Annotated in this window: 19 protein-coding genes; 12 read left to right on the top strand and 7 right to left on the bottom strand. The window is 69.8% G+C overall.

The window, feature by feature from the left end; genetic code table 11:
• Positions 1–346: 346 nt before the first annotated feature.
• Positions 347–2,164 (bottom strand): acyltransferase family protein, encoded by a 1,818-nt coding sequence (locus B0I29_RS46385; protein ID WP_220091476.1) that lies wholly within the window; start codon positions 2,162–2,164, stop codon positions 347–349.
• A 203-nt stretch (positions 2,165–2,367) separates the two neighbouring features.
• On the opposite strand from B0I29_RS46385, the gene B0I29_RS33275 reads away from it, so the two are divergent.
• The 6 genes from B0I29_RS33275 (at position 2,368) to B0I29_RS33250 (ending at position 8,469) form a co-directional block, all read left to right on the top strand.
• Positions 2,368–3,255, top strand: coding sequence for a CAP domain-containing protein (locus tag B0I29_RS33275; protein WP_146616963.1), 888 nt, complete (start codon positions 2,368–2,370; stop codon positions 3,253–3,255).
• A gap of 151 nt (positions 3,256–3,406) precedes the next feature.
• The gene (locus B0I29_RS33270; RefSeq protein ID WP_245972934.1) at positions 3,407–4,144 is read left to right on the top strand and encodes a L,D-transpeptidase family protein; all 738 of its coding nucleotides are present in this window, start codon (positions 3,407–3,409) and stop codon (positions 4,142–4,144) included.
• A 75-nt stretch (positions 4,145–4,219) separates the two neighbouring features.
• Positions 4,220–5,512, top strand: coding sequence for an efflux RND transporter periplasmic adaptor subunit (locus tag B0I29_RS33265; RefSeq protein WP_111653085.1), 1,293 nt, complete (start codon positions 4,220–4,222; stop codon positions 5,510–5,512).
• Positions 5,509–6,174: an ABC transporter ATP-binding protein gene (locus tag B0I29_RS33260; RefSeq protein WP_111653084.1), complete on the top strand. Its 666-nt coding sequence runs from the start codon at positions 5,509–5,511 to the stop codon at positions 6,172–6,174. Before B0I29_RS33265 ends, B0I29_RS33260 begins: the two co-directional genes overlap by 4 nt.
• Positions 6,171–7,355, top strand: coding sequence for an ABC transporter permease (locus B0I29_RS33255; RefSeq protein WP_111653083.1), 1,185 nt, complete (start codon positions 6,171–6,173; stop codon positions 7,353–7,355). The genes B0I29_RS33260 and B0I29_RS33255 overlap by 4 nt, the downstream gene beginning before the upstream one ends.
• Before the next feature lie 58 nt (positions 7,356–7,413).
• A complete protein-coding gene (locus tag B0I29_RS33250; protein WP_111653134.1) occupies positions 7,414–8,469 on the top strand; it encodes a GGDEF domain-containing protein in 1,056 nt (351 codons plus the stop codon).
• On the opposite strand, the gene B0I29_RS33245 is transcribed toward B0I29_RS33250, so the two are convergent.
• A complete protein-coding gene (locus B0I29_RS33245; RefSeq protein WP_146616962.1) occupies positions 8,456–9,415 on the bottom strand; it encodes a tetratricopeptide repeat protein in 960 nt (319 codons plus the stop codon). The two genes, B0I29_RS33250 and B0I29_RS33245, sit on opposite strands and share 14 nt — an antisense overlap.
• 949 nt (positions 9,416–10,364) lie before the next feature.
• Here B0I29_RS33245 and B0I29_RS45355 point away from each other — a divergent pair.
• Entirely contained in the window at positions 10,365–10,622 is a 258-nt protein-coding gene (locus tag B0I29_RS45355) for a hypothetical protein (protein WP_146616961.1), read from the top strand.
• Positions 10,623–11,944: 1,322 nt separating this feature from the next.
• Positions 11,945–12,679: a hypothetical protein gene (locus tag B0I29_RS45350; RefSeq protein WP_146616960.1), complete on the top strand. Its 735-nt coding sequence runs from the start codon at positions 11,945–11,947 to the stop codon at positions 12,677–12,679.
• 790 nt (positions 12,680–13,469) lie between these two features.
• Here B0I29_RS45350 and B0I29_RS33235 read toward each other — a convergent pair.
• From B0I29_RS33235 to B0I29_RS33225, 3 genes are read right to left on the bottom strand one after another with little or no spacing between them, the layout of a single operon-like run.
• A complete protein-coding gene (locus B0I29_RS33235) occupies positions 13,470–13,793 on the bottom strand; it encodes a DUF6292 family protein (RefSeq protein ID WP_111653080.1) in 324 nt (107 codons plus the stop codon).
• Between the two features lies 1 nt (position 13,794).
• Positions 13,795–14,367, bottom strand: coding sequence for a hypothetical protein (locus tag B0I29_RS33230; protein ID WP_111653079.1), 573 nt, complete (start codon positions 14,365–14,367; stop codon positions 13,795–13,797).
• Positions 14,368–14,397: 30 nt separating this feature from the next.
• Positions 14,398–15,324 (bottom strand): pirin family protein, encoded by a 927-nt coding sequence (locus B0I29_RS33225; protein ID WP_111653078.1) that lies wholly within the window; start codon positions 15,322–15,324, stop codon positions 14,398–14,400.
• Between the two features lie 645 nt (positions 15,325–15,969).
• Here B0I29_RS33225 and B0I29_RS33220 point away from each other — a divergent pair.
• Positions 15,970–17,010, top strand: coding sequence for a M12 family metallopeptidase (locus B0I29_RS33220; RefSeq protein ID WP_220091475.1), 1,041 nt, complete (start codon positions 15,970–15,972; stop codon positions 17,008–17,010).
• Here the strand turns inward: B0I29_RS33220 and B0I29_RS33215 are convergent.
• Together B0I29_RS33215 and B0I29_RS33210 are read right to left on the bottom strand one after the other, a co-directional pair.
• On the bottom strand, positions 16,997–17,404 hold the full coding sequence (locus B0I29_RS33215) for a TIGR03618 family F420-dependent PPOX class oxidoreductase (protein ID WP_111653077.1): 408 nt from the start codon (positions 17,402–17,404) through the stop codon (positions 16,997–16,999). The genes B0I29_RS33220 and B0I29_RS33215 overlap by 14 nt on opposite strands.
• A 21-nt stretch (positions 17,405–17,425) precedes the next feature.
• On the bottom strand, positions 17,426–18,847 hold the full coding sequence (locus B0I29_RS33210) for a DUF2252 domain-containing protein (RefSeq protein WP_111653076.1): 1,422 nt from the start codon (positions 18,845–18,847) through the stop codon (positions 17,426–17,428).
• Between the two features lie 168 nt (positions 18,848–19,015).
• On the opposite strand from B0I29_RS33210, the gene B0I29_RS33205 reads away from it, so the two are divergent.
• The 3 genes from B0I29_RS33205 to chvE all read left to right on the top strand — a co-directional run bounded on the left by B0I29_RS33205 (position 19,016) and on the right by chvE (position 22,815).
• Entirely contained in the window at positions 19,016–19,999 is a 984-nt protein-coding gene (locus B0I29_RS33205; RefSeq protein ID WP_111653075.1) for a LacI family DNA-binding transcriptional regulator, read from the top strand.
• A 170-nt stretch (positions 20,000–20,169) separates the two neighbouring features.
• Complete coding sequence (gene araA, locus B0I29_RS33200) at positions 20,170–21,654, top strand: L-arabinose isomerase (protein WP_111653074.1); 1,485 nt, start codon at positions 20,170–20,172, stop codon at positions 21,652–21,654.
• Between the two features lie 30 nt (positions 21,655–21,684).
• On the top strand, positions 21,685–22,815 hold the full coding sequence (chvE, locus tag B0I29_RS33195) for a multiple monosaccharide ABC transporter substrate-binding protein (protein ID WP_111653073.1): 1,131 nt from the start codon (positions 21,685–21,687) through the stop codon (positions 22,813–22,815).
• Positions 22,816–22,855 lie beyond the last annotated feature (40 nt).

The following is a 22,855-nucleotide window of genomic DNA, read 5'->3' as shown; positions in this document are numbered from 1 at the left end:
CACACGAACCGCAACTGTGCGACCCCATCCACGCCAACCCGAGCATCCGTGCGCTCCCAGCCACGTCAGTCCAAGCCCTCGCCGCAGCGTGGCGCGACCAGGGCTCACCGTGTGCCGGCATCCCGGATGCGTCGAGGCTCACCGTGTGCCGGTGTCTCGGGCGTGCCAGGGCTCACCGTGTGCCGCTGTCCACGTTCGTGCTGTCCTGCTTTGGCGGCTCATGCATCAGGTCCGGCTTGTGCTTACGGCTGCTTCAACGCCCCCGAGACAGCCGTAAGCACAAGCCGGACCTGTGGGCGACCGGTCCCGGCGTTTGGCCGCCCTCCGCGCGCCGGGACCGGAGTTATCAGGGGGTGCCGTCGTACCGCATCGCCGGGGCTTCGTCCGGCTCACGCGGACCCCGCTGCGGGCCGGGCTGCCAGGGCTCACGGGCACCTCCGGCATGGCCCACCCACGGCACCCCGCCATAACCGTCCTGCTGAACCGCGCCATAACCGTCGGACGTCCCGGCTTGACCGTCGGATGCACTGCCATAGCCGTCGGACGCCGCGCCATGACCGTCGGACGCCCCGTCACGACGGTCAGGCTCGGCGCCGTAGCCGTCCTGATGAATCCCGGTGTAGTCGTTCCGCGCCGGATCGGCCCCTTCGAGGGCGTATCCCGGCGAGGGCCGCCCGGCCACCGGCATGCCGTCCCTGCCCGCGATGAATCGCGGATCTCCACCGCTCGCCGGGCCACCCCAGCTCAGCCCCGGCGCCGACATCTGCGCCGTGTCGGTGGACGTCAGCCGCGGGCCCTCAGCGCCGGACAACCGCGGCCCTTCGTCAGCCGACAACGACGGACCTGAAGCCCCCGGCAACGACGGACCTGAAGCCCCCGGCAACGACGGACCTGAAGCCCCCGGCAACGACGGGCTCGAAGCTCCCGGCAACCCCGGACTCTCCGCCGCGGACAACCTCAGCCCTGGCGTCGGCAGCTGATCGGTGCCCGCGCGGGCCACCCCCGCCTCCTCGCGGGGCACCTCCGGCCACCCCGACGGCACCGGGCCCACCGTCGCCGTCGCCGTCGCCAGCTCCGGAGAAGGCCCCGACCCCGGCCCCGACCCCGGCCCCGGCCCCGGCCTCGGCGCCTCATCAGCCGGCCACAGGCGCGGCCGGCGCTGGGCGGCGAGATCCTCGGCCCACCCGAAAAGCACCACCGCCAGCGCGGTCACCGCGAACGTGATGCCCAGCGTCACCGGCGGCTCGAAGTCGCCGAGGTCCTCCATGCCGACGAACTCCAGGATCGGCCAGACCGCGGCGATCGCCACGCCGTGCCACAGGTAGACCGTGACGGCTCGCGCGTTGAGCAGGCTGATCGCTTTCGACACCGACGGCGTGGCGACGAGTTTCTCGATCGGCGGCTGCCAGCGCAGGGCGATCAGGACGAAGGCGAGCGAGTACACCGCCTGGGCCTCGGAGACCTCGTTCAGGTCCCAGCCGGTCTCGGCGTGGTTCTGCACGAGCCAGTGGATTCCCAGGCCGGCGAGCGCGGCGAACGAGATGACGACCAGGACCGGGTTGGTACGCCCGAGCCGCCCGTCCCGATGAGCGAAACCGGCCAGCCAGCAGGCGCCGTACGTGGACAGGTCCCACAAGGCCGACTCCACCGGGGCCGGCATGCCGAACGAGCCGTGCTCCAGGAACACCATCAGCAGCAGCGGCACGGCGAGCAGCGGCCAGCCCACCTTGCGGAATACCGGATAGAGCAGGGGGGAGAGCAGGACCAGCCAGAGGTACGTCCGGACGTACCACAGCGCGTCCCAGATGAACGCCGCCGCATCGCTGCCGGGCGGGTCGCCGAGCGGGACGATCCAGAAGGCCAGGCCCAGCGGTGAGAACGGGTGTTCGCCGTCGGTCTCGTCCTGCCATCCGGCGTAGAGCATGAGCGGCACCGCGATGAGCCCGAGCAGCCAGACCGGTGGCAGCAGGCGGCGCATCCGGGAGACGACGACGTTGCCGGGGGAGCGTTTCGCCAGGGACGCCGCGGTCAGCGAACCGGCGACCGCGAACATGATCCCCATGGCGGGGAACAGGATGGACAGTAACGGCCATCCGAAGTGGTGATAGACGATCACCCGGACGATCGCCACGGCGCGGAGGAGGTCCAGGTATCGATTTCGCACCGCGAAAACTTAGCGACGTGGTGGGAGTGGACAGCACCGGCCGCGCGGTCGGCAGAAACGCCTGAGCGGGTTACCCCATTAGACGGAATGCGGCGGATTTCCAGTGCGATTGTGCGACGCGTGTGCATTCCGGGAAATGACGTTCAGGCTGCTCACCGCGTACAAAAGACGGGTTTTGATCTTTGGTCGGGAAATTGGGGGCAGTGTCCGGCCTGGATCGGGGCCGTTGGTCAACGGTGCGCGCTCCGGAGAAGGCCGGGGCGCCGGAGACCGACGGGATCGACGACGACATGCGGAAACCTCTGGTACTGGCCTGTGTGGCCGCCGCCGCGCTGGCCGCGGGTGGCATCACCGCGACCGCGCTCGCGCAGGCGTCACCGGACGTGCCGGAAGTGCCGGACGTGCAGTTGTACGGCGAGCCGATGCTGCCGGATCCGGACGATGCGGCCTTTGCGGAGCCGTCCGCCCCGGCCGGGAAATGGGTGGGTGAGCCGGGCCCGGATCCGGTGAGCAAGAGCCCGGTAAGAGTGAGCAAAAGCCCCGCCGCCAAAGAGGACAAAGCCGAAACCCCAGAACCGAAAAGTCCGAAAAATCGTGATAAAGCGGAAGTTCAGCGGCAACCGCAACCCGACGCCCCCGCACGCGACGCCATCGCTGGCGCCCGTGAGGCAGTCACCGCCCGAGACATCTCCAACAGCCCCGCCGCCCCCGTCCAGCAACAGGTCCTCGCGCTGGTCAACAAGAACCGCCGCGCGCACGGCTGCGACTCCCTCACCCCGGACCGCCGCCTGATCGAGGCCGCGAACGAGCACGCCGCCGACATGGCGAAGCGCGGCTACTTCGCGCACGAGGACCGGCAGGGCGAACGGGCCGGCTCGCGGGTCGCCGGAGCCGGTTACGAGTGGAAGCGGTACGGCGAGAACATCGCCCGCGGCCAGAAGTCGCCGTTCGAGGTGGTGAGCGACTGGATGGATTCGCCGGCCCACCGGGAGAACATTCTCGACTGCCGGCTGGACCAGATGGGTGTCGGTTTCGCGATCGCCGGCGATGACACCCCGTACTGGGTCCAGGACTTCGCCACGCCCCGTTGATCTAGGAATAACTCCCCGGAGTCTCAAGCACGAAACCTGAATGCCGATGGCATACCGGTTTCATGTCACGGTCCTTCCCCGTACGCCATTAGTGGGACGGCTGTGCTTCGATGTGCGGACAGAAACTCCTGGGGAGGATGCAGATTTGGCAGTGAGACGGGTTTCCGCCCGCCTCGCCAGTGCCGTTTTGGCGGTGCTGGTGGGCGGTGGTCTCGGCGCGTTCGGGCTGACGCCGGCGAGCGCTGGTGCGGCGGTGCCGGTGGCCACCAAGGTGGTCACCAAGGCGGCTGCCGCGTCGTGCGCGACCGGCAAGTACCAGAAGCAGGTCGAGGGCTACCTCAAGAAACTGGGCGGCTACGGAACGGTTACGGTCGACGGCAAGCAATCAGCCGCCGACTGCGCCGCGATCGTCAAGTTCCAGAAGCGGTTCGGCATCCAGCCGGCCAAGGGTCTCGCCGGCCCGACCACCTTCAACGTCGCCAAGCGTCTGGCGTCGACGAAGACGTCGGCCTGCAAGGCGAAGAAGAAGGGCATCACCTTCTGCGTCGATCTGACCAACCAGACGACGTACGTGATGAAGAACGGCAAGGTCCTCGTCAAGCCGACGGTCACCCGTACCGGCATGAAGAACTACCGGACCCCGGCCGGCACCTTCAAGATCAACAAGCGGACCAAGAAGGAATGGTCGGACCCGTACGAGGTGTGGTTGCCGTACTGGCAGCGTTTCATCGGCGGACGTGGCTTCCACCAGACCACCACCTACATCCACGACATGTGGCGGGGTTCGCACGGCTGCGTCAACCTGCTCCCGCAGGATGCGAAGAAGTACTACAGCCTCGGCAAGATCGGTTCCACGGTGAAGGTGTACGGACGGCGTTCCGGTACCTGATCCGAAGCAGGGAACGGGCCGTCCTCCAGCAATGGAGGGCGGCCCGCTTCTCATGAACGGCATAGAGTGGCCTCTGTGTCTCGACGACCACGGATCGTGATCATCGCAGCGGGCCTCCTCGTGCTGCTCCCCATGACCGCCGCTTCCTGCGACGACGAACCCACCGGGATCCGGGTCGGCACGGCCGCCGTCGGCGCTGTCGACGAGATCGTCGAGGCTCCCGGCACGGTCACCGCGCGGGCCGCCGCCACCCTGACCGCCCCCGCCGCGGGCACCCTCGCCGAGCTGCGCGTCGAGCCCGGCGACCGGGTCGACAAGGGTGACCTTCTCGCCGTCATCGACTCTCCCGAGCTGGAACGCCGCCGGGAGTCGGCAGCCCGCGCCCTGGATCAGACCGGCGACGTGTCCGTCGACAGCGGCACCTCGGAGTTCGTCGCGGTCCGTAAACGCACCGACCGCCAGGCCACCGAGGCCTTCGAGCAGGCCGCCGACGCCGCCGACAAGCTTGCCGACCCGGAACTGAAGAAGGCGCTGAAGCACCAGATCGCGGCGGCCGAGGAACAGTACGAAGCCGCGTCCGACGCGGCCGCCGCAGCGGTCCGCTCGGTCCAGCGCGGCGTGAGCTCGCTCGGCCGGGCGGTGGGCGCGCTGAGCGCGGCACAGCGGCTGCAGGCCGAGCAGGCGTACGAGCTCGCCGACGCGGCCGTGGAGGCGTTGTCGCTGCGGGCGCCGGTCGCCGGGGTGATCCAGGCCGGCGGGCCCGCGCAGCCGGCAGCCGCTCCCGATCTCTCGGCGCTGATCCAGAGCAACACCGCGAATACCGCGGCAACCGGTGTCGACACCGAGATCAGCGAGGGTGGCTACGTCTCGGCCGGTACCCCGGTGCTGACCATCGTCGACACCAGCACGCTCGGCCTCACCGCCGACGTCGACGAGACCGACGTGCTCCTGGTCGAACCGGGTATCGAGGCCGACGTCGAGCTGGACGCGGCACCCGGCGTCGGTTATACCGCCACCGTCCGCTCCACCGATCTGCTCCCGACCACCTCGGCGCGCGGCGGTGTGTCGTACCAAATCCGCCTTGATCTGGCGAAAGCCGACCCCGCCCCGCGCCCCGGGATGAGCGCCGTCGTCCGGCTGAAGGTCCGGCAGGCCGACGACGCCGTGACCGTCCCCGCGTCGGCGGTGCTCAGCGTCGACGGCAAGGACACCGTCTGGACGGTCCAGGACGGCCGCTTCCGATCGGTTCCGGTCACCCTCGGCGTCCAGGGCGAGGACTCGGTGCAGGTGGTCGACGGGGTGGGCGCCGGCGAACGGATCGTGGTCGCCGGCGCCGATCAGGTCATCGAGGGTGAAGAGACACCGTGAGCGCGATCGTGGCCGACAACGTCAGCCGCACCTACCAGCTCGACGGCTTCGAGGTCCCGGCGCTGCGCGGCGTCTCGCTGACCGTCGAGGCCGGCGACTACGTGGCGATCGTCGGCACCTCCGGCTCCGGCAAGTCGACCCTGATGCACCTGCTCGGCGGCCTGGACCGGCCGACCAGCGGAACCCTGCTGATCGGCGGCCGCGACGTGAGCACCTTGAGCCCGAACGAGATGGCCGAGCTCCGGAACACCACGATCGGCTTCGTCTTCCAGTCGTTCCACCTGCTGTCCCGGACCACCGCGCAGGACAACGTCGGGCTCCCGCTCGTCTACCGGGGCGCCGGCCGTAAGGAGCGCCGGGCCCGGGCCGCCGAGATGCTGGACCGGGTCGGCCTCGCGCACCGGATGACGCACCGCCCCAACCAGATGTCCGGCGGCGAGCAGCAGCGGGTGGCGATCGCGCGTGCCCTGGTCACCGGCCCGTCGGTGCTGCTCGCCGACGAGCCGACCGGCAACCTCGACTCGGCGACCGGCCAGTCGGTGCTCGCCCTGCTGGAATCGCTGAAGGACGACGGCGTTGCGGTCGTCCTGGTCACCCACGACCGGGAGGTGGCGGCCCGGGCCGATCGGCAGATCGTGATGAAGGACGGGAAAATACAGTGAGGCTCGCCGAGGCCTGGCGGGTCGCCCTCGAAGCGTTGCGGGCCAACCGGCTGCGCAGCCTGCTCACCATGCTCGGCGTCGTGATCGGCGTGGCCGCCGTGGTGGCGCTGGTCGGCATCGGCACCGGTACGAAACAACAGATCGAGCAGCAGGTCGAGGGACTCGGCTCCAACCTGCTGATCGTCGTACCCGGGAGGCTCGAAGCCGGCGCCGCGCCCACGTCCTCGCCCCTGACGCTCGACGACGTCGAGGCGGTCACCCGCATCGTGGGCGACCGCGGCCGGGTCGCCGTCACGATCAGCTCCGGCGAGACGGTACGCGCCGGCCGCAACACCGGTTTCGCCAGCATGCAGGGCGTCCTGGAGACCACCCCGGACGTCTTCGTCCGCAAGCTCGACCGGGGCACCTACCTGACCAGGACCGACGTGAGCACCGGCCGACGGGTGGCGGTACTCGGCGCCGGCACCGCGAAGAGCCTGTTCGGCGAGCGGGACCCGATCGGGCGGCAGATCACCATCGGCGGTGTCCGGTTCCGGGTGATCGGCACGTTCGAGCCGCTCGGGCAGAGCCTCGGCGTGGACCGGGACGGCGAGGTGCACGTACCCGTGACCGCCGCGCAGCGGCTGCTCGGCACCGAGCGCATCGACGGCCTCGCGATCCGCGCCCCGGACCGGGACCGGATCGACGAGCTCAGCGCGAACATCCTGAACGTGCTGACCAAGGAACACCCGGACACCGACTTCTCCGCCGTCACCCAGGAGCAGATCCTCGGCGTGCTCGGCGACATCCTCGGCGTGCTGACCGGGGTGCTCGCCGCGATCGCCGGGATCAGCCTGCTGGTCGGCGGGGTCGGCGTCTCCAACATCATGCTGGTGTCGGTCCGGGAACGCACCAAGGAGATCGGCCTGCGCAAGGCGGTCGGCGCCCGTCCCCGCGACATCGGCACCCAGTTCCTGCTCGAAGCGGTGCTGCTGACCACCACCGGCGGGATCCTCGGCATGCTGCTGGGCGGCTCGGCCGCGATCCTGGTCGACCGGCTCTCCCCGGTGCCGGCCGCGCTGACCTGGTGGTCGATGGCCCTCGCGTTCGGGGTGTCGGCCGTCGTCGGCATCGTCTTCGGCGTGGTCCCGGCCCAGCGGGCCGGCCGCCTGGACCCGGTAGTGGCCCTGCGCACCGAGTGACGGCTCAGGTCCGCCGCGTCCGCGCCGAATGAAACAAGCGAACCAGGAGGAGCCCCACTTGCCGTTTCAGATACGCGATCAGCACGGCGCCGCCCGTGCCGTCGCCTACCTGATGCTGGCTGCCAGCCCGTACAACATCATCACCGGCGTGCTGATGAAGCTCGGCGATCCCCTTCCCGAGCTGATCGCGGTCACCGTCACCGCCGTCGCGTTCCTGATCATCGGCCTGATCTGCCTGCGCCGGCCCCGGGTGATGCCCCGCGCGTTCTGGGTCTCCCTGCCGGTGCTGTCCGCCCTCGCGGTGACCGGGCTGAACTACGCGACCGAGGACACCACTGTCGGCGCGCAACTCTTCTACCTCTGGCCCCTGCTGTTCGCTGCGTCGTTCCTGAGCCGCTGGGTGATCGCCGCGACCGTGGTCACCATCTCCGGTGGTCACGCCCTGGTGGCGTACTCGTTCACCGACACGTCCCGGGCCATGAGCGACTGGATCGCGCTCACCGTGGCGATGGCGATGACCGCGTTCGTCGTCACCAACCTGCGCGAGCGCAACGACCGGCTGCGGGAGGTCCTGGAAGCCCAGGCGACCTCGGACTCGCTGACCGGTGCCGCGAACCGGCGCGCCTTCGACGAGTCCCTGACGAAGGCCGTGCGGTTGGGCGGGACGATCGCGCTCGTCATGGTCGACGTCGACCACTTCAAGACGATCAACGACACGTGGGGTCACGCCACCGGTGACCGCGCGCTGTGTGCCGTGGCCGACGCGCTGCGCTCGGCCGCGCCGGACGGCACCAGCATGGTGGCCCGCCTCGGAGGCGACGAGTTCGCGGTGCTGCTGCGGGCCGGCCCGGGTGAGGCTCTCGCGTACGCCGAAAAGGCCCGCACCACGCTCGGCACCACCACCGACCTGCCCGGTGGGCCGCCGCAACTCAGCATCGGCGTAGCCGTCCTGCCCGACCACGCCGGATCGGCCGAGGAACTCCAGCGCGTCGCCGACACCGCCCTCTACCAGGCGAAAGCCGGTGGCCGCGGCCGCAGCGCCCTGGCACAGGGCCGGCCGCCACGGCACAACGTCGATCAGGTTCCGGAACCGGACCCGTTCACCGTGGCGTGACGGTCGCCTGCTCGGCGGTCGTCTCGTTGAACGCATCCGGGCCGGCGCTCTTCTTCAGCACGCTCTCGATCTCGGCGCCGTTGCGCGGGAAGGGTCCCCACCCGTCGCGCAGCACGTGGATGTAGACCGACTCGAGGCACACCCCGATCCGCTCCACCAGGTCGGTGTCCTCGGGCGCGCCGAGGCGTACCGCCCGCGCGAAGTGGTCCAGCGCCTCCATCTGCCGCCCCTGGTCGAAGCAGCACCGCCCGGCGTTCTCGTGCACGACGCTGCGTACCGCCGCCGGCACGTCCGCGTCGACAGCCCGCTGGAACAGCCGGTCCGCCTCCATGAAATCGCCGCGCAGCCGCAACACGTGCGCCAGCTCGGCCTGCGCGATCACGATCGACTGCAGGTCCTTCGCCGACTCCGCGTGCGCCAGCGCCAGCCGGCTCGCCGCCGCGGCCATCCCCAGCTCACCGAGCAGCCGGTAGACCTCGGCCCGGACACTGAGCAACCCCGCCTTGACGATGTTGTCAGCCTCGTCAGCGAGCGGCCCGTCCAGCCGCTCACCCAGCGCCCGCAGCGCGTCCCGGTCATCGACGACCTCCCGCAGCGAGGCCCCGTCGAGCCGCCACCGGATCGCCGACAGATCAGCGGCGGTCAGCGGAAGGTGAGCCGCCAGCTCAGGCTCCGGCTCCTTCCCCTCGGCCTCATCCGCCTCGTCCGTGGTCTTGGCAACGAACCACCCACCACCGAATGCCGTGTCGGTATACGACCGCGGTTCCTGGTCCGGCCCACTGACCTCCAGCACCGCGATCGGCTTCAGGTTGTGCCAGGTCCCTTCCGCATCCATGTAAGGCGCATCCGGATCCGCAGGACGCCCCTCATCACCCTTCTCCGGTACGCCCGACGCACCCGAACCGTCATCGTCCGGGTTTCCGCCCGCACCGCTCCGGTCAGGCATCGCAATCCCCGCATCGACGGGGCCGTCCTCGGGCCGCTCACCGCGAGCCGCCGCACCGTCCGTAGTGGTGTCCTCAGGCCGAGCATGCCGCTTGTCCCGAACCCCAGGCTGAATTGGAACCGCGATCCGCCGCTTACTCAGCGAAACAGTGGCCTCGTCCGCCCCCGAATCCTCCACCGCCGGCGCAACCGGCGGCGGCACCAGCGGCCGCCCGACAACAGGCCACGCCTCCACAGGCCGTTCCGCCCCAGTACTCTGCTGCGGAATCCCAGCGCTCTGCTGCGGAGTGCCGGTGCTCTGCTGCGGGATACCGCCGGTCGTATCCCTGGCCGGCCGCTCGTCCGTCCAGGCGCCACTCTGAGCCGCGATGCTCCCGCTTCCCGAGCCGGGCACCACATCAGCCGGCTGCCCAGCCCCATCCGGCCCGGCTTGCCCATGAGCAGCGAAGCCCCAAGCCGAACCACCCCGAACCGGCACACTACCGGCCAAATCCCACGCCGAGACCTCAGCCGGAGCAGCATGAGCCGCCACACCGTGCGAAGCCGCCACCGGAGCATCCGAACCCTGAGGCGCCGCTTCCTGAGCCGGAACATCCGCACCCGAGCTCTGGACCGGAATGTTCCTGACCGGCTCTTGAGCCGGAACGTTCCTGGCCGTTTCCTGCGCCGGAACGTTCTCGACCGGCTCCTGAGCCGGAACACTCCCCGCCGGAGCAACCGGCGGCTTCCAACCCGGCGGAACCGGCTGCGCGACAGCAGGCGTATGCCGCCCCGCAGGCGCCTGCCGCCCGACAAGCTGCGGATGCCCCGCAGCCGGAGCCGGTTGACCCTGGCCAGCCGGCTGATGAGGCTGACCGGCCTCAGGCTGCCGCACGACCGGAGGCCAGGCGGCTGCGGCCGGCGCTACGACCCCACCCGGCTGCCCGGGCACGCCAGGTCCCGGTTGCCCGATGACACCCGGAGCCGGCCGCACCTCAGGGCGTGCCGGAGTTGACGCGGCGGTGGTCTCGGGCTGCGGACGAACCGGCGGCGGCCACGCGCTGGCCGCCGCAGGCATCGCGGTAGGCGCGGGCGTCGCGGTAGGCGCGGGCGTCGCGGTAGGCGCGGCAGGCGCAGGCATCGTGGTGGGAGCGGGCATCGCGGCGGGTGCGTCCTGCGGACGTCCCCAGCTCGCGGGGGAGACCGGACGCGAACCGTTCGGCAGCTGATGCGCCTCGTCCGGAACTATCGACCAAGGCCCGTTCCCATCGGAGAGAACCACGTGCGCGGTCCGCGGCGACCGTCGCGAACGCTGCTGCGGCACGTCCACATCCGCACCCGGGTACGGCGCCGGAACGGTCGGCCGCCCGGCAGCGGACGGTGCCGCCGGAGCAGCCGACCCGGCCCGCGCAACCGGCCCCATCGGCGAACCCGGCGACAACGGAGCCACCGATCCCGACGGAGAAACGGGCCGCTCGTAAGCCGCGGCCACCGGCTGCCCACCAGAAGAAGCAGAAGTAACGGGAGAAGCAGGCGAAGCAGGTGAAACCGCAGAAGCGTGCGAAACCGGAGAAGCGGGCGAAACCGGCCGCACCGGGACGGCCGGAGCCGGACCCGGGTCCGCCGCCGCAGCCGGGCGGATGCTCTCGGCAGGCGTGCTGTTCGGGCCGATGACCCGGGCCGGCGGTACCGGCGCCGGCGCGGCCAGAACCCGCGGCGCCACCGGCGGGTCCGCCTTGATCACACGGGGAGCCTGCGGCGGGGTGGTCCGCCCGAGAACCTTCGGGGGCACGGGCGCCTCAGCCCGCCGAACAACCCGCGGCCCGTCACCGTCCCCGCTGTCCTTGACACCCGCCGCGGCGTCAGCCGTCTCGCCGGCGTCAGCGGCCGGCCGGACCTGTTCCGATCCGCGCGAATCCCGCTCGCCATCCAGCTGCCGGGTGAGCTCCTCATCCCGCCCACGCCCAGCGTCAGCATCCCGCCCACGCCCAGCGTCAGCATCTCGCCCGAGCCCGGCGTCGGCCTGCTCCGGCCGCGAACCACCGGCCGCACCGGCAGCAATCCCGGCCTCCGGAACGTCCCCACGCCGCCGAACCCCGATAGTCGGCCCGTCGAGGAGATCCCCACGACCCCCGTCCACCGCGGCCCCGTCAACCGGCACCCGCCCGTCAGCAGCGGCACGCCCGTCAACAGAGGCACGCCCTTCAACAGGCACCCGGCCCTCAACGGGAACGCGCCCCTCTACAGGAACACGGCCTTCAGACACCCGGCCCTCGACGGGAACGCGGCCCTCGACGGGAACGCGGCCCTCGGCCGGAACCACTCCTTCGCGCCGGTCGTAGGACGCGGCCACGCCGCGCCGGTCCGTCTCCGGGCGATATGTCTCGTACGGATCCGGGACCGAAGCCCGCCCGGCCACCGACAGGTCGTCGCGCCGGATCGGGCCGGGAACCTCGTCCCGCCGCGGGCGCCGCCCACCGGCCGGACGGATCGGACCGAAGTCGTCGTCCTCCCAGGCACGGCCACGACTCTCGAAACGGTCGTCGTCCTCGTGACGGCCACCGCGCCGGGCGTACCCATCGGGCTCGTCCTGGAACGCAGGAGCGCGACGCGCGTCGCGGCGCTCGGGATCGACGGCCCTGCGTCGCGCCGCGTCGAGATCGATGACGCGATCGTCGGCGTTGCGGCGGCGGTCGTCCTCCCAGTATTCGTCGGAGCGCAGCTCGATCGTGCGGCCGTCCGGCGGGACACGGCGATCGTCGTTATCCCAGCGCTCGTCCCGGCGGGGCCGACGCCCAGGAGCCTCACGCCCTGGAACCTCACGCCCTGGAACCTCACGCCCGACCGGCTCCTCCTGCCGCACGGAATGCCCGACCGGCTCCTCCTGCCGGACAGAGCGACGCATAACCGGAACCTCGTCCCGGCGCATAACCGGAACCTCGTCCTCACGACCAACCTGCCGCGCGGCATACCGATCCTGACCAGCCGGAGCGCTGCGCCGGAACTCCGGGCGCGCATCCGGATCCTGGATCGGGAAGTCGGGTTTGTCGAAATCGACACCGAGCTCAGGCCGGTTGAAGTCGACATCGTCGAACTCATGACCCGCGAGATTCGGCTTCGAGGTGTCGATCGGCACGAAATCCGGGTCGTTCAGCCAGCTGGGCCGCTGGTCGTCGAACGCGCTGCTCCGTGCCTGAGGCGTCTCGTCACCGCGCGAACGCCGGGTCGGAATCACCGGGTCGGGCGCGGTACGCCGGGCGTAGTGCTTCTCCTGCTTGACCGCTGACTGCGGCATGAGCGAGTACTCGTCGTACTCGTCAGCCCAGTATTCGTCGTCTTCGTAGCTCATGAGGAGGCCCCGAACAGGCCCGGGGTTGTCCCTCTGCCCCCACGCCGCATTCGCGCCACCGTCCTCACGCTGTCCCACCTCCGCACACCGGTGCCCGCCCCTCGCGCCCCGGATTGATGCCTGCCACGTGGTGGATGTGGAAGGGTAATCATGGATTTGCGTAGTGCGCTACCGCGCTGCGGACCTCTGCCATGGAACCCGTGGGAGACCCACGGGGACCGACCTTCCCCGCGCCGCAGCCCGCCGAGAGTCGTCGATCATCGGGGTATACGTCTGCCGGGCGCTCTCGGTTCAAACTCCTCAGCAGTGATAACGCCGTAGATCCGGTGCCGCCGAGCCCGTCGCGAATCCGGTACACACCATCAACGATGATCACTGACTCCAGGTCACGGGGCAGGTTACGAGTTAAGCGCGTTTTAAGGGTCCCTTCAGGAGACCTAAGGACTTGCGGGCGACCCTGATCAGGTGAATCCCGGGCGTGTCGAAAGACACTCACGTTTCGCACGGATCAAGGGGGGTCGTCCTGGCACGGTTGTTGAGGCGCCCCGGGACGGGCGCCAGGTACTCCCCGGCCGGTGGCCGCCGCCCCCCAGTCAAGCGGCCGCCGAGCGCCCGAGACGACCCGCGGGGTTTTGATGCCCCCCAGAGATTCCCCGCGGGTGGGCGGAGTACGGCGCGATGCCGGGACGAGGGACGGCGGCGGGACCCCAACCCGCCGCCGTTCCCTTCAGAAATCCCCGATTCCCGCTTTCCGCGCCACAGCGCGGACAACCTCCCGCGGCGCGGCCTCAGACGCCACGTCCAGCCCTTCTTGGGTACGCGCGAAGCCCACCGTCACGAGCACCCAGCCCTGGTCCTCGGCCCACGCGACGCCCGCCTGTTCGCAGTCCCAGACGAGCCGCCCGTGCAGCGCGACCTGCCGGACCAGGTCGAACGCGATCCAGCCGTCCCGCGGCACCCGGTCATCAGCCCGGAAGTCAGCCACCGGAATCCCGGCCTCCTCCAACGCCTCCGCGACGGCCTGGATGTATCCGTAGTGCCCGCCGGTCATGTCAGATGGCCGCGCCGCGAGCGATGGTGAACAGCCCGGCCCGCCCGCCGAACGTGGACCGCACCGCCGCACCCATCGTGGCGAACACGTTCTCCCCGCTGAAGTCACACCCGGCGCCCACCTCGCCGGTGAGCAGATGCACGGCGAGCCGATCCAGCCCGGTGGACGGCAGATACCCGCCGGGCGGCAGGTCGGTGCCGAACACCCGCCGCGCGACCCGGGCGTCACCGGCGGGGGAGTCGTACTCCCCGGCGTGCAGATAGAGCAGAGCGGCAGTTTCGGGGCGCAGCACCCGCTGGAACACACACGGCTCGTAGTCCGGCAGGTTGACCAGGGCGCTGCGTTGCTGGTGCGGCAGGCCGGCCGGGGTGCCGCGTTCTTGGTGCCGCAGGTCGACCAGGGCGCCGCCCCAGAACGGCTCGGTCACCCGCCAGCCGGCGGCGGCCAGCGCGGCCGCGGCGGTGCTGCCACAGGGCCCGTCGTCCCAGGTGACGATCGGCGGCACCCGTTGCTCGGCCCGCGGGAACAACCCCGGCACACCACCCAGGACTTCGAGCAGACCGCCGTTGATCATCGGGAGATGATGGCACACGGTGGGCCCGGGTCAGAAGGTACGGCCGTGCCGGTCACGGGCTTTGAGACACACGGTCGGCAGCTCCGGGGCGGGCAGCGGCGCCGCCGCACAACCGCCGACGGTCCCGAACCGCTCACCCGCCATCCATTGGGTACGCGCCTCGACGATGTCCTCGTGCGACCGGCCGACGAAGTTCCACCACATGACGAGTGGCTCGTCGAACGGCTCACCACCGACGAGGAACAGCCGCGCCTCCCCGTCGCTCGTGACGGTCACCGTCTCCTGGCCGTCGCCGAGGTAGAGCAGCGACCCCGGTTCCAGCGGGGTCCCGTCGACGGACGCCGACCCGGACATCACCAGAATCCCGTACTCGAAGCCGGCCTCCAGGGGCAGCGTGATCCCCGAGGCCCCGGCGAAGAGCAGCTCAGCCCCGGCCAGCGGCGTGAACACGGTGGCCGGCGACCGCAGCGCACCGAGCTGTCCGATCACGACCGTGACGGTCACCCCATCGGCGGTGTAACCCGGCAGCCCGGCGTGATGTTCGAAGCTCGCCGTCCCGTTGCGCGCCGAGTCGGGTAGCGCGAGCCAGAGCTGAAGCCCGTGCATCCCGTCCGGATGATCGGGCGGGGTGTACTCGGAGTGCGCGATACCCCGCCCGGACGTCATCAGATTGAGCTGCCCCGGCGCGATGAACTGATGACTGCCAAGACTGTCACGATGCTCGATGACCCCGTCGACGAGCCACGTGACGGTCTGCAATCCGGTATGCGGATGAGGCGGCACCTGCATCCCCGGCCGCCCCCGGACATCATCAGGCCCGAAATGATCGACAAAGCACCAGGCCCCGATCATCCGGCGTTCCCGGTGAGGCAGCAGCCGCCGCACGGTCGTATACCGCCCGAGCGGCACATCATGCCCAGCCAACAACACACTGCCGACCGCATATTCGGTGCCCATTCCCCAACACTAAAGACCCCACCACCCAGCACACACGGCCCCGCCACAGATCTTGAGCGATCCTCTACCCCGGCTGGCAACCGCAGCCCAAGATCGCGCAGGCCCAGGCGGGTGTGTCGATTTCGGGTTCGCTACGCCCCCAAACTCGACACGCACCCCGCGAACCACCCGCCCTGTGTCGATTTCGGGTCCGATACGCACCCGAACTCGACACACACCGAGCGGGGAATGCCCGCGGCACGTTGCCGCGGCGCCGCCAGGCGAACCGGCCCCGGTTGCAAGGGGCGAGCCGTAGCTCAGATAGGTCATCAGCCCCGATGACCTATCTGAGCTACGGCTCACGCCCGCGGCGACGAGACCTGCGGCGACAGAACACGCCCGACCACCGTTCGACGGGACGTACCCCCTGGTGAGCGGCTACCTCATGCGACCAGCAGGGTCCGTGCTGTCACGCCGCCCGCGACACAGCGCTGACAGCCAGCCGGACCAGGCGTGCCCAAGCCGCGGACTTGCCGGGAACATCCCCGACTGTGTCGATGGTGGGTTCGCCGTGCCACTGACGGGTGGTGCCGGGGTGAAGGGAGCCTCGCGCGTACCCCAGCTCTGCGATCTTAAACATGCCCGTTTCGCACTAAGGAGCCTGGTATGACCGATGCCGAGTTGATGAGCCCGTTGCCCTACTGCTCGCAGCCGCTCAGTCCCGCGCCCGTTCTGCCGCCCGAGATGCCGCTGGACCGTCAGCACGCGATCATCGTGGGCCGCAGCAAGTGGGTGAACGGCACGCCCCTGCGGTACGCGTTCATGCCGCAGACCCGGAACCACGTGCAGGAGGAGGTCGTCCGGGAGTCGTTCGACGAGTGGAAGGACCTCGGGATCGGCCTGGACTTCTGGGAGGTCCGGGACCCGCGTGAGGCGCAGGTGCGGATCGGGTTCGAGCCGGGCCGGTCGTGGTCCTACATCGGCCGGGACGTGCTGCGCCGCCCGCGCCACGAGCCGACCATGAACCTCGGCTGGGATCTGCGCGACGACCACGGCCGGGCCACCGCCCTGCACGAGATCGGGCACACGCTCGGCCTGGCGCACGAGCACCAGAACCCGAACGCCGGCATCGTCTGGAACGAGGACGCGGTCTACCGGCACATGGCCGGCCCGCCGAACCGCTGGGACCCGGAGACGACCTTCCACAACATCCTGCGCAAGCTGGACCCCTCCGAGGTCGAGGGCAGCCGCTGGGACCCGGATTCGATCATGGAGTACCGGTTCCCGGCCGGCCTGGTGATCCGGCCGGAGGAGTACCGGAGCGGCATCAACCCGCCCGGCACGATCTCCAAGCTGGACGCCGAGCAGGTGCTGATCTGGTACCCGCCGCTGGAGGAGCGCCTGCCGCACCTGACCGCGTTCGAGTCGCGCTCCCTGAGCCTCACGCCCGGCCAGCAGTACGACGCGGAGGTGCTGCCCGAGGAGACCCGGAAGTACCGGGTGGGCTCGTTCGGCGCGTCCGACATGGTGCTGGTGCTCTTCGAGGACGTCGACGGCGAGCTGCGTCAGGTCGCCGCCGACGACGACAGCGGCGAGGACCGCAACGCGCAGGTCGAGGCGGAGTTGCAGGCCGGCCGCCGGTACGTGCTGCGTACCCGGATGTACCACGCCTGGCAGGCCGGCACGACGGCTGTCATGTACTGGTGAGCGACGCGGATCCCAGGACCCGGGTGATCGTCACCTCGATGACCACCCGGGCCGGGTTGGGCCGGGGCGTGCGGTAACGCCGGGCGTACCGCTGCTCCGCCTCGGTCACCGCGTCGGTCTGATCGGAAACGGTCGCGATGCCCTCGACGGTGCTCCAGCGGGGGCCGTCCACCTGGCAGATCGCGACCCGCTGCTGGCCCCGGCGGATGTGCCGGACGTGCGCCGAGGTGGCCGACGAAATGATCCGGGCGAGGCCGGACGCCGGGTCCAGGGTGGCGCCGACGGCGACCACGTGCGGCGAGCCGTCGGCCCGCAATGTGGTCAGCGTGCAGAGATGACGCTCGGTCCAGAACTCGCCCAGGGCCGGGGAATGGATCTCAATGGTGCCGCTCATGGTCCGTACCCTAGAAGGGTTTTAGGCCGGCTCGGCCGGCAACTCGCCGCGCCGGACCGCGGAGACCAGCGCCTCGTGGTCCTTCTCCACCTGGTCGGCGTAGGCGCGGGCGAACCGGGAGAGCGACTCGTCCATCTTGTCGCTGTTGCCGACGTAACCGGCGATCATCGAGGCGCCGCTGGTCCGGGCGTGCGACTTGGCGGTGAGATAGCCGCAGATGCCGGCGTAGTCGGCGAGCGCGCCCGCGTCGAGGTCGTCGACGATGATCGCGCCCTTCATGTCGCGGAACTGGCGCACGTAGAACTGCTGGTCACCGACGGTCGTCCAGCCGAGCAGCGGATCGCTCACGGTCTGCAGCGCCTGCTGGTACTCCACAACGCGCTGGCCCTGATGCCGGTGCCAGGCGACGGCGCCGTGCTGGTGTTTCGCGACGACCGAGCGGCGGGCCTGCTTGATCTGCAGGAACAGCACGTCGTCGGCGCTGCTGCCCTCACAGAGCGCGACGTACGCCCGCAGCCCCACCGACCCGACACCGACCACCTTGTGTGCGATGTCGACGATCCGGTACCCGCCGAGGATCCGTGACCAGTGCGGTTTGAGGGTGTTGAGGTACCCGTCGAGGGCCTCGGAGAGCTGCTCGCGCTCCTGCGGCTCGATCCGGGTGATCAGCGGCGGCTGCTCGACAAGCCGGGCGGTGCCGTCGTGACGCTCGGTGAACCGCGGCAGAGCCCGGTCACTGGTACGCCGCCGCGCCCGCCGCGCCGCCCGTCCGATCTGCTCGCGGAAGCTGTCCCGGCTGGTCGCCGACTGCATCGCCTCGACGTTGAGCTGGTCGAAGGAGCGGGCCAGCAGCGGCTGGTCGGCGAGGAACCGGATCTGTTCGCGGTACTCCTCGACGCAGTGCTTGACGGCGTCGGCGCACTCGCTCTCCCGGAACCCGTTGACCCGGCCGGCGACGTAGACGCTGACGACGAGCCGGCGCAGGTCCCACTCCCACGGGCCGGGGTGCGCCTCGTCGAAGTCGTTGAGGTCGAAGACCAGCTCGCGTTCCGGGGAGGCGTAGAAGCCGAAGTTGCCGAGATGCGCGTCGCCGCAGATCACCGGCGTGATCCCGGTGAGCGGCAGCATCGCGAAGTCGTCGGCCATCAGCTGGGAGGTGCCGCGCAGGAATGCGTACGGAGACGCGATCATGCGGCCGACCCGGACCGGGATGAGGTGTGGCACCCGGCCGAAGTGCGAGGCGGTAACCTGGGCGACCGGATCGGGCCGGTCGGCCGGCGGCCGCCAGTGCGCCATGTCGGAACGCGGGGAGTGATCGCGCAGCGACCGCCCCACCTCGTACCGCTCGGCGCGGGGCGCGGCGGCGCGGCGCAGCGAAGTGAAGCCCTCGTCGTTTACGCTGCCGAGCACGACCTGGCCGTTCAGTGTCGGTGACCCTTCCATCGCTGCCGAGGGTACGTCCTCGTTAATCGGGCGTGTACAGGGCTCGTTAAATCCCGGGTGTTATCGATAACATTCCCGTTACGTGGCGGCCGCGAAGAGTTGCCACGCTCTTATTGCAACCGGACCGGACGAGGTGCGCAAGTGGACAAGGTATCCCGTAGCCCGGCGATGACCGATGTGGCCCGCTTGGCCGGTGTCTCCCACCAAACGGTGTCCCGTGTCCTCAACGATCATCCGAACGTCAAGGAGCAGACCCGGATCCGGGTCCGCGCCGCGATCGCCGAGCTCAACTACCGGCCGAACCGGGCGGCGCGAGCCCTGGTCACCGGCCGTTCCCAGCTGATCGGCGTGGTCGCCCGCAACAGCACGCTGTACGGCCCGGCCTCGATGCTCACCGAGTTCGAGCAGGCCGCCGCGGACGCCGGTTTCGCGGTGAGCGTGGGCAGCGTCCGCGAGCTGGACCGCTCCTCGATCTCCTCGGTGGTGGAACGGCACCTGGACCAGCGGGTGGCCGGCCTGGTCGTCATCGCCAACGTGGCCTCGGCGGCCGAGGCGCTCGCCGAGATCCCGTCCGAGCTGCCGGTGGTCTTCATCGACGGCGACCCGGCCAGCGGGCGGCCGCTGGTGACGGTGGATCAGGTGGCCGGCGCCCGGGCGGCGACCCAGCATCTGCTCGACGCCGGGCACGAGACGGTCTGGCACGTCTCCGGCCCGATCGACTGGTTCGACTCGGCCGGGCGCATCCAGGGGTGGCGGCAGACCCTGGAGGAGGCCGGCGCCGAGGTTCCGCCGCTGCTCTCCGCCGACTGGTCGGCCGCCGAGGGCTACCGGGCCGGTCAGATGCTGGCCCGGATGCCCGAGGTCACGGCGGTATTCACGGCGAACGATCACCTGGCGCTCGGCATCCTGCGCGCGCTGAGCGAGCGGGGCCGCCGGGTGCCGCACGACGTGAGCGTGGTCGGTTTCGACGACGTGCCCGAGGCGGCGTACTTCATTCCGCCGCTGACCACCGTCCGGCAGGCCTTCGGTGACGTGGCCCGGGCAGCGCTGAGCCTGCTCCTGGGGCAGATGCGGGACGATTCCGGCACTGCCGACCACATCGTGGTGCCGCCGCAGCTGGTCGTCCGGCAGAGCGTGGGGCCGCCCGCCTGAGATTTTTTGTGGGGGATGTGGGGCCTTACTAGTGCTCGGTTAATCAGCCGTTACCTCGTTGTTGCCAAGGGCTGTTGACACGGGTTTTGTTAGCGATAACACTAGGCCTCGCTCCGCCGGAGTGTGGCCCCCGCCACCATCCCGGCCCCCCTTCGGAGGTACACCCCCAGATGAAACCCCAGATCTGGTTTCTCACCGGCAGCCAGCACCTCTATGGCCCGGAGACGCTCCAGCAGGTGGCCGACCAGTCCGCCGAGATCCAGCGGACCCTGGCACAGGGCGGACTGCCCGCCGAGATTATCGGCAAGCCGGTTCTGACCGACAGCGGCGCCATCAAGCGCACGATGCTGGAGGCGAACGCCGACCCGAACTGCATCGGCATCATCGCCTGGATGCACACGTTCTCGCCGGCCAAGATGTGGATCGGCGGTCTTGACGCGCTGCGTAAGCCGCTGCTGCACCTGCACACGCAGCACAACGCGTCGCTGCCGTGGTCGACCATCGACATGGACTTCATGAACCTGAACCAGGCGGCGCACGGCGACCGCGAGTTCGGTTTCATCCAGGCCCGGCTCGGCGTACCGCGCAAGGTCGTCGCCGGACACGCCTCCGACCCGGTCGTGGTGGCGCGGGTCGAGTCGTGGACGCGGGCCGCGCTCGGCTGGCAGCACCTGCGGACGCTGCGAGTGGCGCGCTTCGGCGACAACATGCGCGACGTCGCGGTGACCGAGGGTGACAAGGTCGAGGCCGAGCTGAAGTTCGGCGTCTCGGTGAACACGTACGGCGTGAACGATCTCGTCGAGTTCGTCGACGCGACCGAAGAGTCCGAGATCGACAAGCTGGTCGCCGAGATCTCCGACATCTACGAGATCTCCAGTGAGCTGCTGGCCGAGCGGAACGACTCGCTCCGCTACGCCGTCAAGATCGAGGCCGGCCTGCGCCGTTTCCTCACCGAGGGCGGCTTCGGCGCGTTCACGTCGAACTTCGAGGACCTCGGCGGGCTGCGCCAGCTGCCCGGCCTGGCCGTGCAGCGGCTGATGGCCGACGGTTACGGCTTCGGTGGCGAGGGTGACTGGAAGACCTCGGTTCTCGTCGCCACCGTGAAGGCGATGGGTTCCGGAACCGGGCGTGGTACCTCATTCATGGAGGATTACACCTACCACTTCGGCCCGGGCGAGCCTAAGATCCTCGGCGCGCACATGCTCGAGGTGTGCCCGTCCATCGCGTCCGCCAAGCCGCGCGCCGAGATCCACCCGCTGGGCATCGGCGGTCGTGAGGACCCGGTCCGGCTGGTCTTCGACGCCGCGTCCGGGCCCGCCGTGGTCATGGGCATGGCCGACATGGGCGACCGCTTCCGCTTGGTCGCGAACGAGATCGAGGTGATTCCGCCGGACGAGCCGCTGCCGAACCTGCCCGTGGCCCGGGCGGTTTGGAAGCCCGCACCGACGCTGTCCACTTCGGCCGAGTGCTGGATCACCGCGGGCGGACCGCACCACACGGTCCTGACCCAGGCGGTCGGCGCGGAGACGCTTCGCGACTTCGCCGAAATGGCGCAGACCGAGCTACTACTGATCGACAACCGCACGACCCCGGCCGACTTCGCAGACCGGGTGCGCTGGAACCAGGCGTACTACCGCCTCAACCGGCCTCTGTAACACGCACCGCTCTCAAAGAGGAGATCCAAAGTGAAATACCCCCGGCTCGCGGCGGTCCTGACCGCTGCCACCCTGGTCGCCACGATGGCCGCCTGCGGTTCTGCTGAGAAGGACGTCGACAAGGAAGCTGCTGGCGGCGGCGACAACGCCGGCGCCCTGGTCGGTATCACCATGCCGACCCGTTCCTCGGAGCGGTGGATCGCCGATGGCGACAACCTGAAGAAGCAGCTTGAGGGTCTTGGTTACAAGGTTGACCTGCAGTACGCCGAGGACAACATCCCGACGCAGACGCAGCAGCTGGACAACCAGATCACCAAGGGCGCCAAGGTCCTGATCATCGCGTCGATCGACGGCACCGCGATCACGACGCAGCTGGAGAACGCGAAGGCCAACAACATCCCGGTCATCGCGTACGACCGGCTGATCCGTAACAGCCCGAACGTGGACTACTACGCCACCTTCGACAACTTCAAGGTCGGCGTGCAGCAGGCCACCTCGCTGCTGACCGGCCTCAAGGTCCTCAACGCCGACGGCAGCGACGCCGGCGCGAAGGGCCCGCTGAACGTCGAGCTGTTCGCCGGTTCGCCGGACGACAACAACGCGACCTTCTTCTTCAACGGCGCGATGAGCGTTCTGCAGCCGTACATCGACAAGAAGGTCATCACCGTCAAGAGCGGTCAGACCAAGTTCGAGACGGTCGCGACCCTTCGCTGGGACCCGGCCACCGCGCAGAAGCGCATGGAGAACGTCCTGACCTCCACCTACAAGGGTGGCGCGAAGGTCGACGGCGTTCTGTCGCCGTACGACGGCATCTCGATCGGTATCCTCTCGGCGCTCAAGTCGAACGGTTACGGCACCGCCGCTCAGGCGTACCCGATCGTCACCGGCCAGGACGCTGAGGTCGCCTCGGTGAAGTCGATCGTTGCTGGTGAGCAGTACTCGACCATCTACAAGGACACCCGCCAGCTGGCGAAGGTTGCCGGCGAGATGGCCGACGCGGTGCTCAAGGGCCAGACCCCGACCACCAACAACACCAAGGACTACGACAACGGCAACAAGGTCGTTCCGGCGCAGCTCCTTGAGTCGATCATCGTCGACAAGTCGAACTACCAGGCTCAGCTCGTCGACACCGGTTACTACACGGCCGACCAGCTGAAGTAATCCGGGCTCCGCGCCCTGTCCGTCCCCAGCGGGCGGGGCG

It is taken from the genome of Actinoplanes lutulentus, from assembly GCF_003259845.1.
In the GTDB taxonomy this organism is placed as follows: domain Bacteria; phylum Actinomycetota; class Actinomycetes; order Mycobacteriales; family Micromonosporaceae; genus Actinoplanes; species Actinoplanes lutulentus.
The sequence above is the reverse complement of the archived record's forward strand: the minus strand, read 5'-3'. Positions and strand labels throughout refer to the sequence as shown.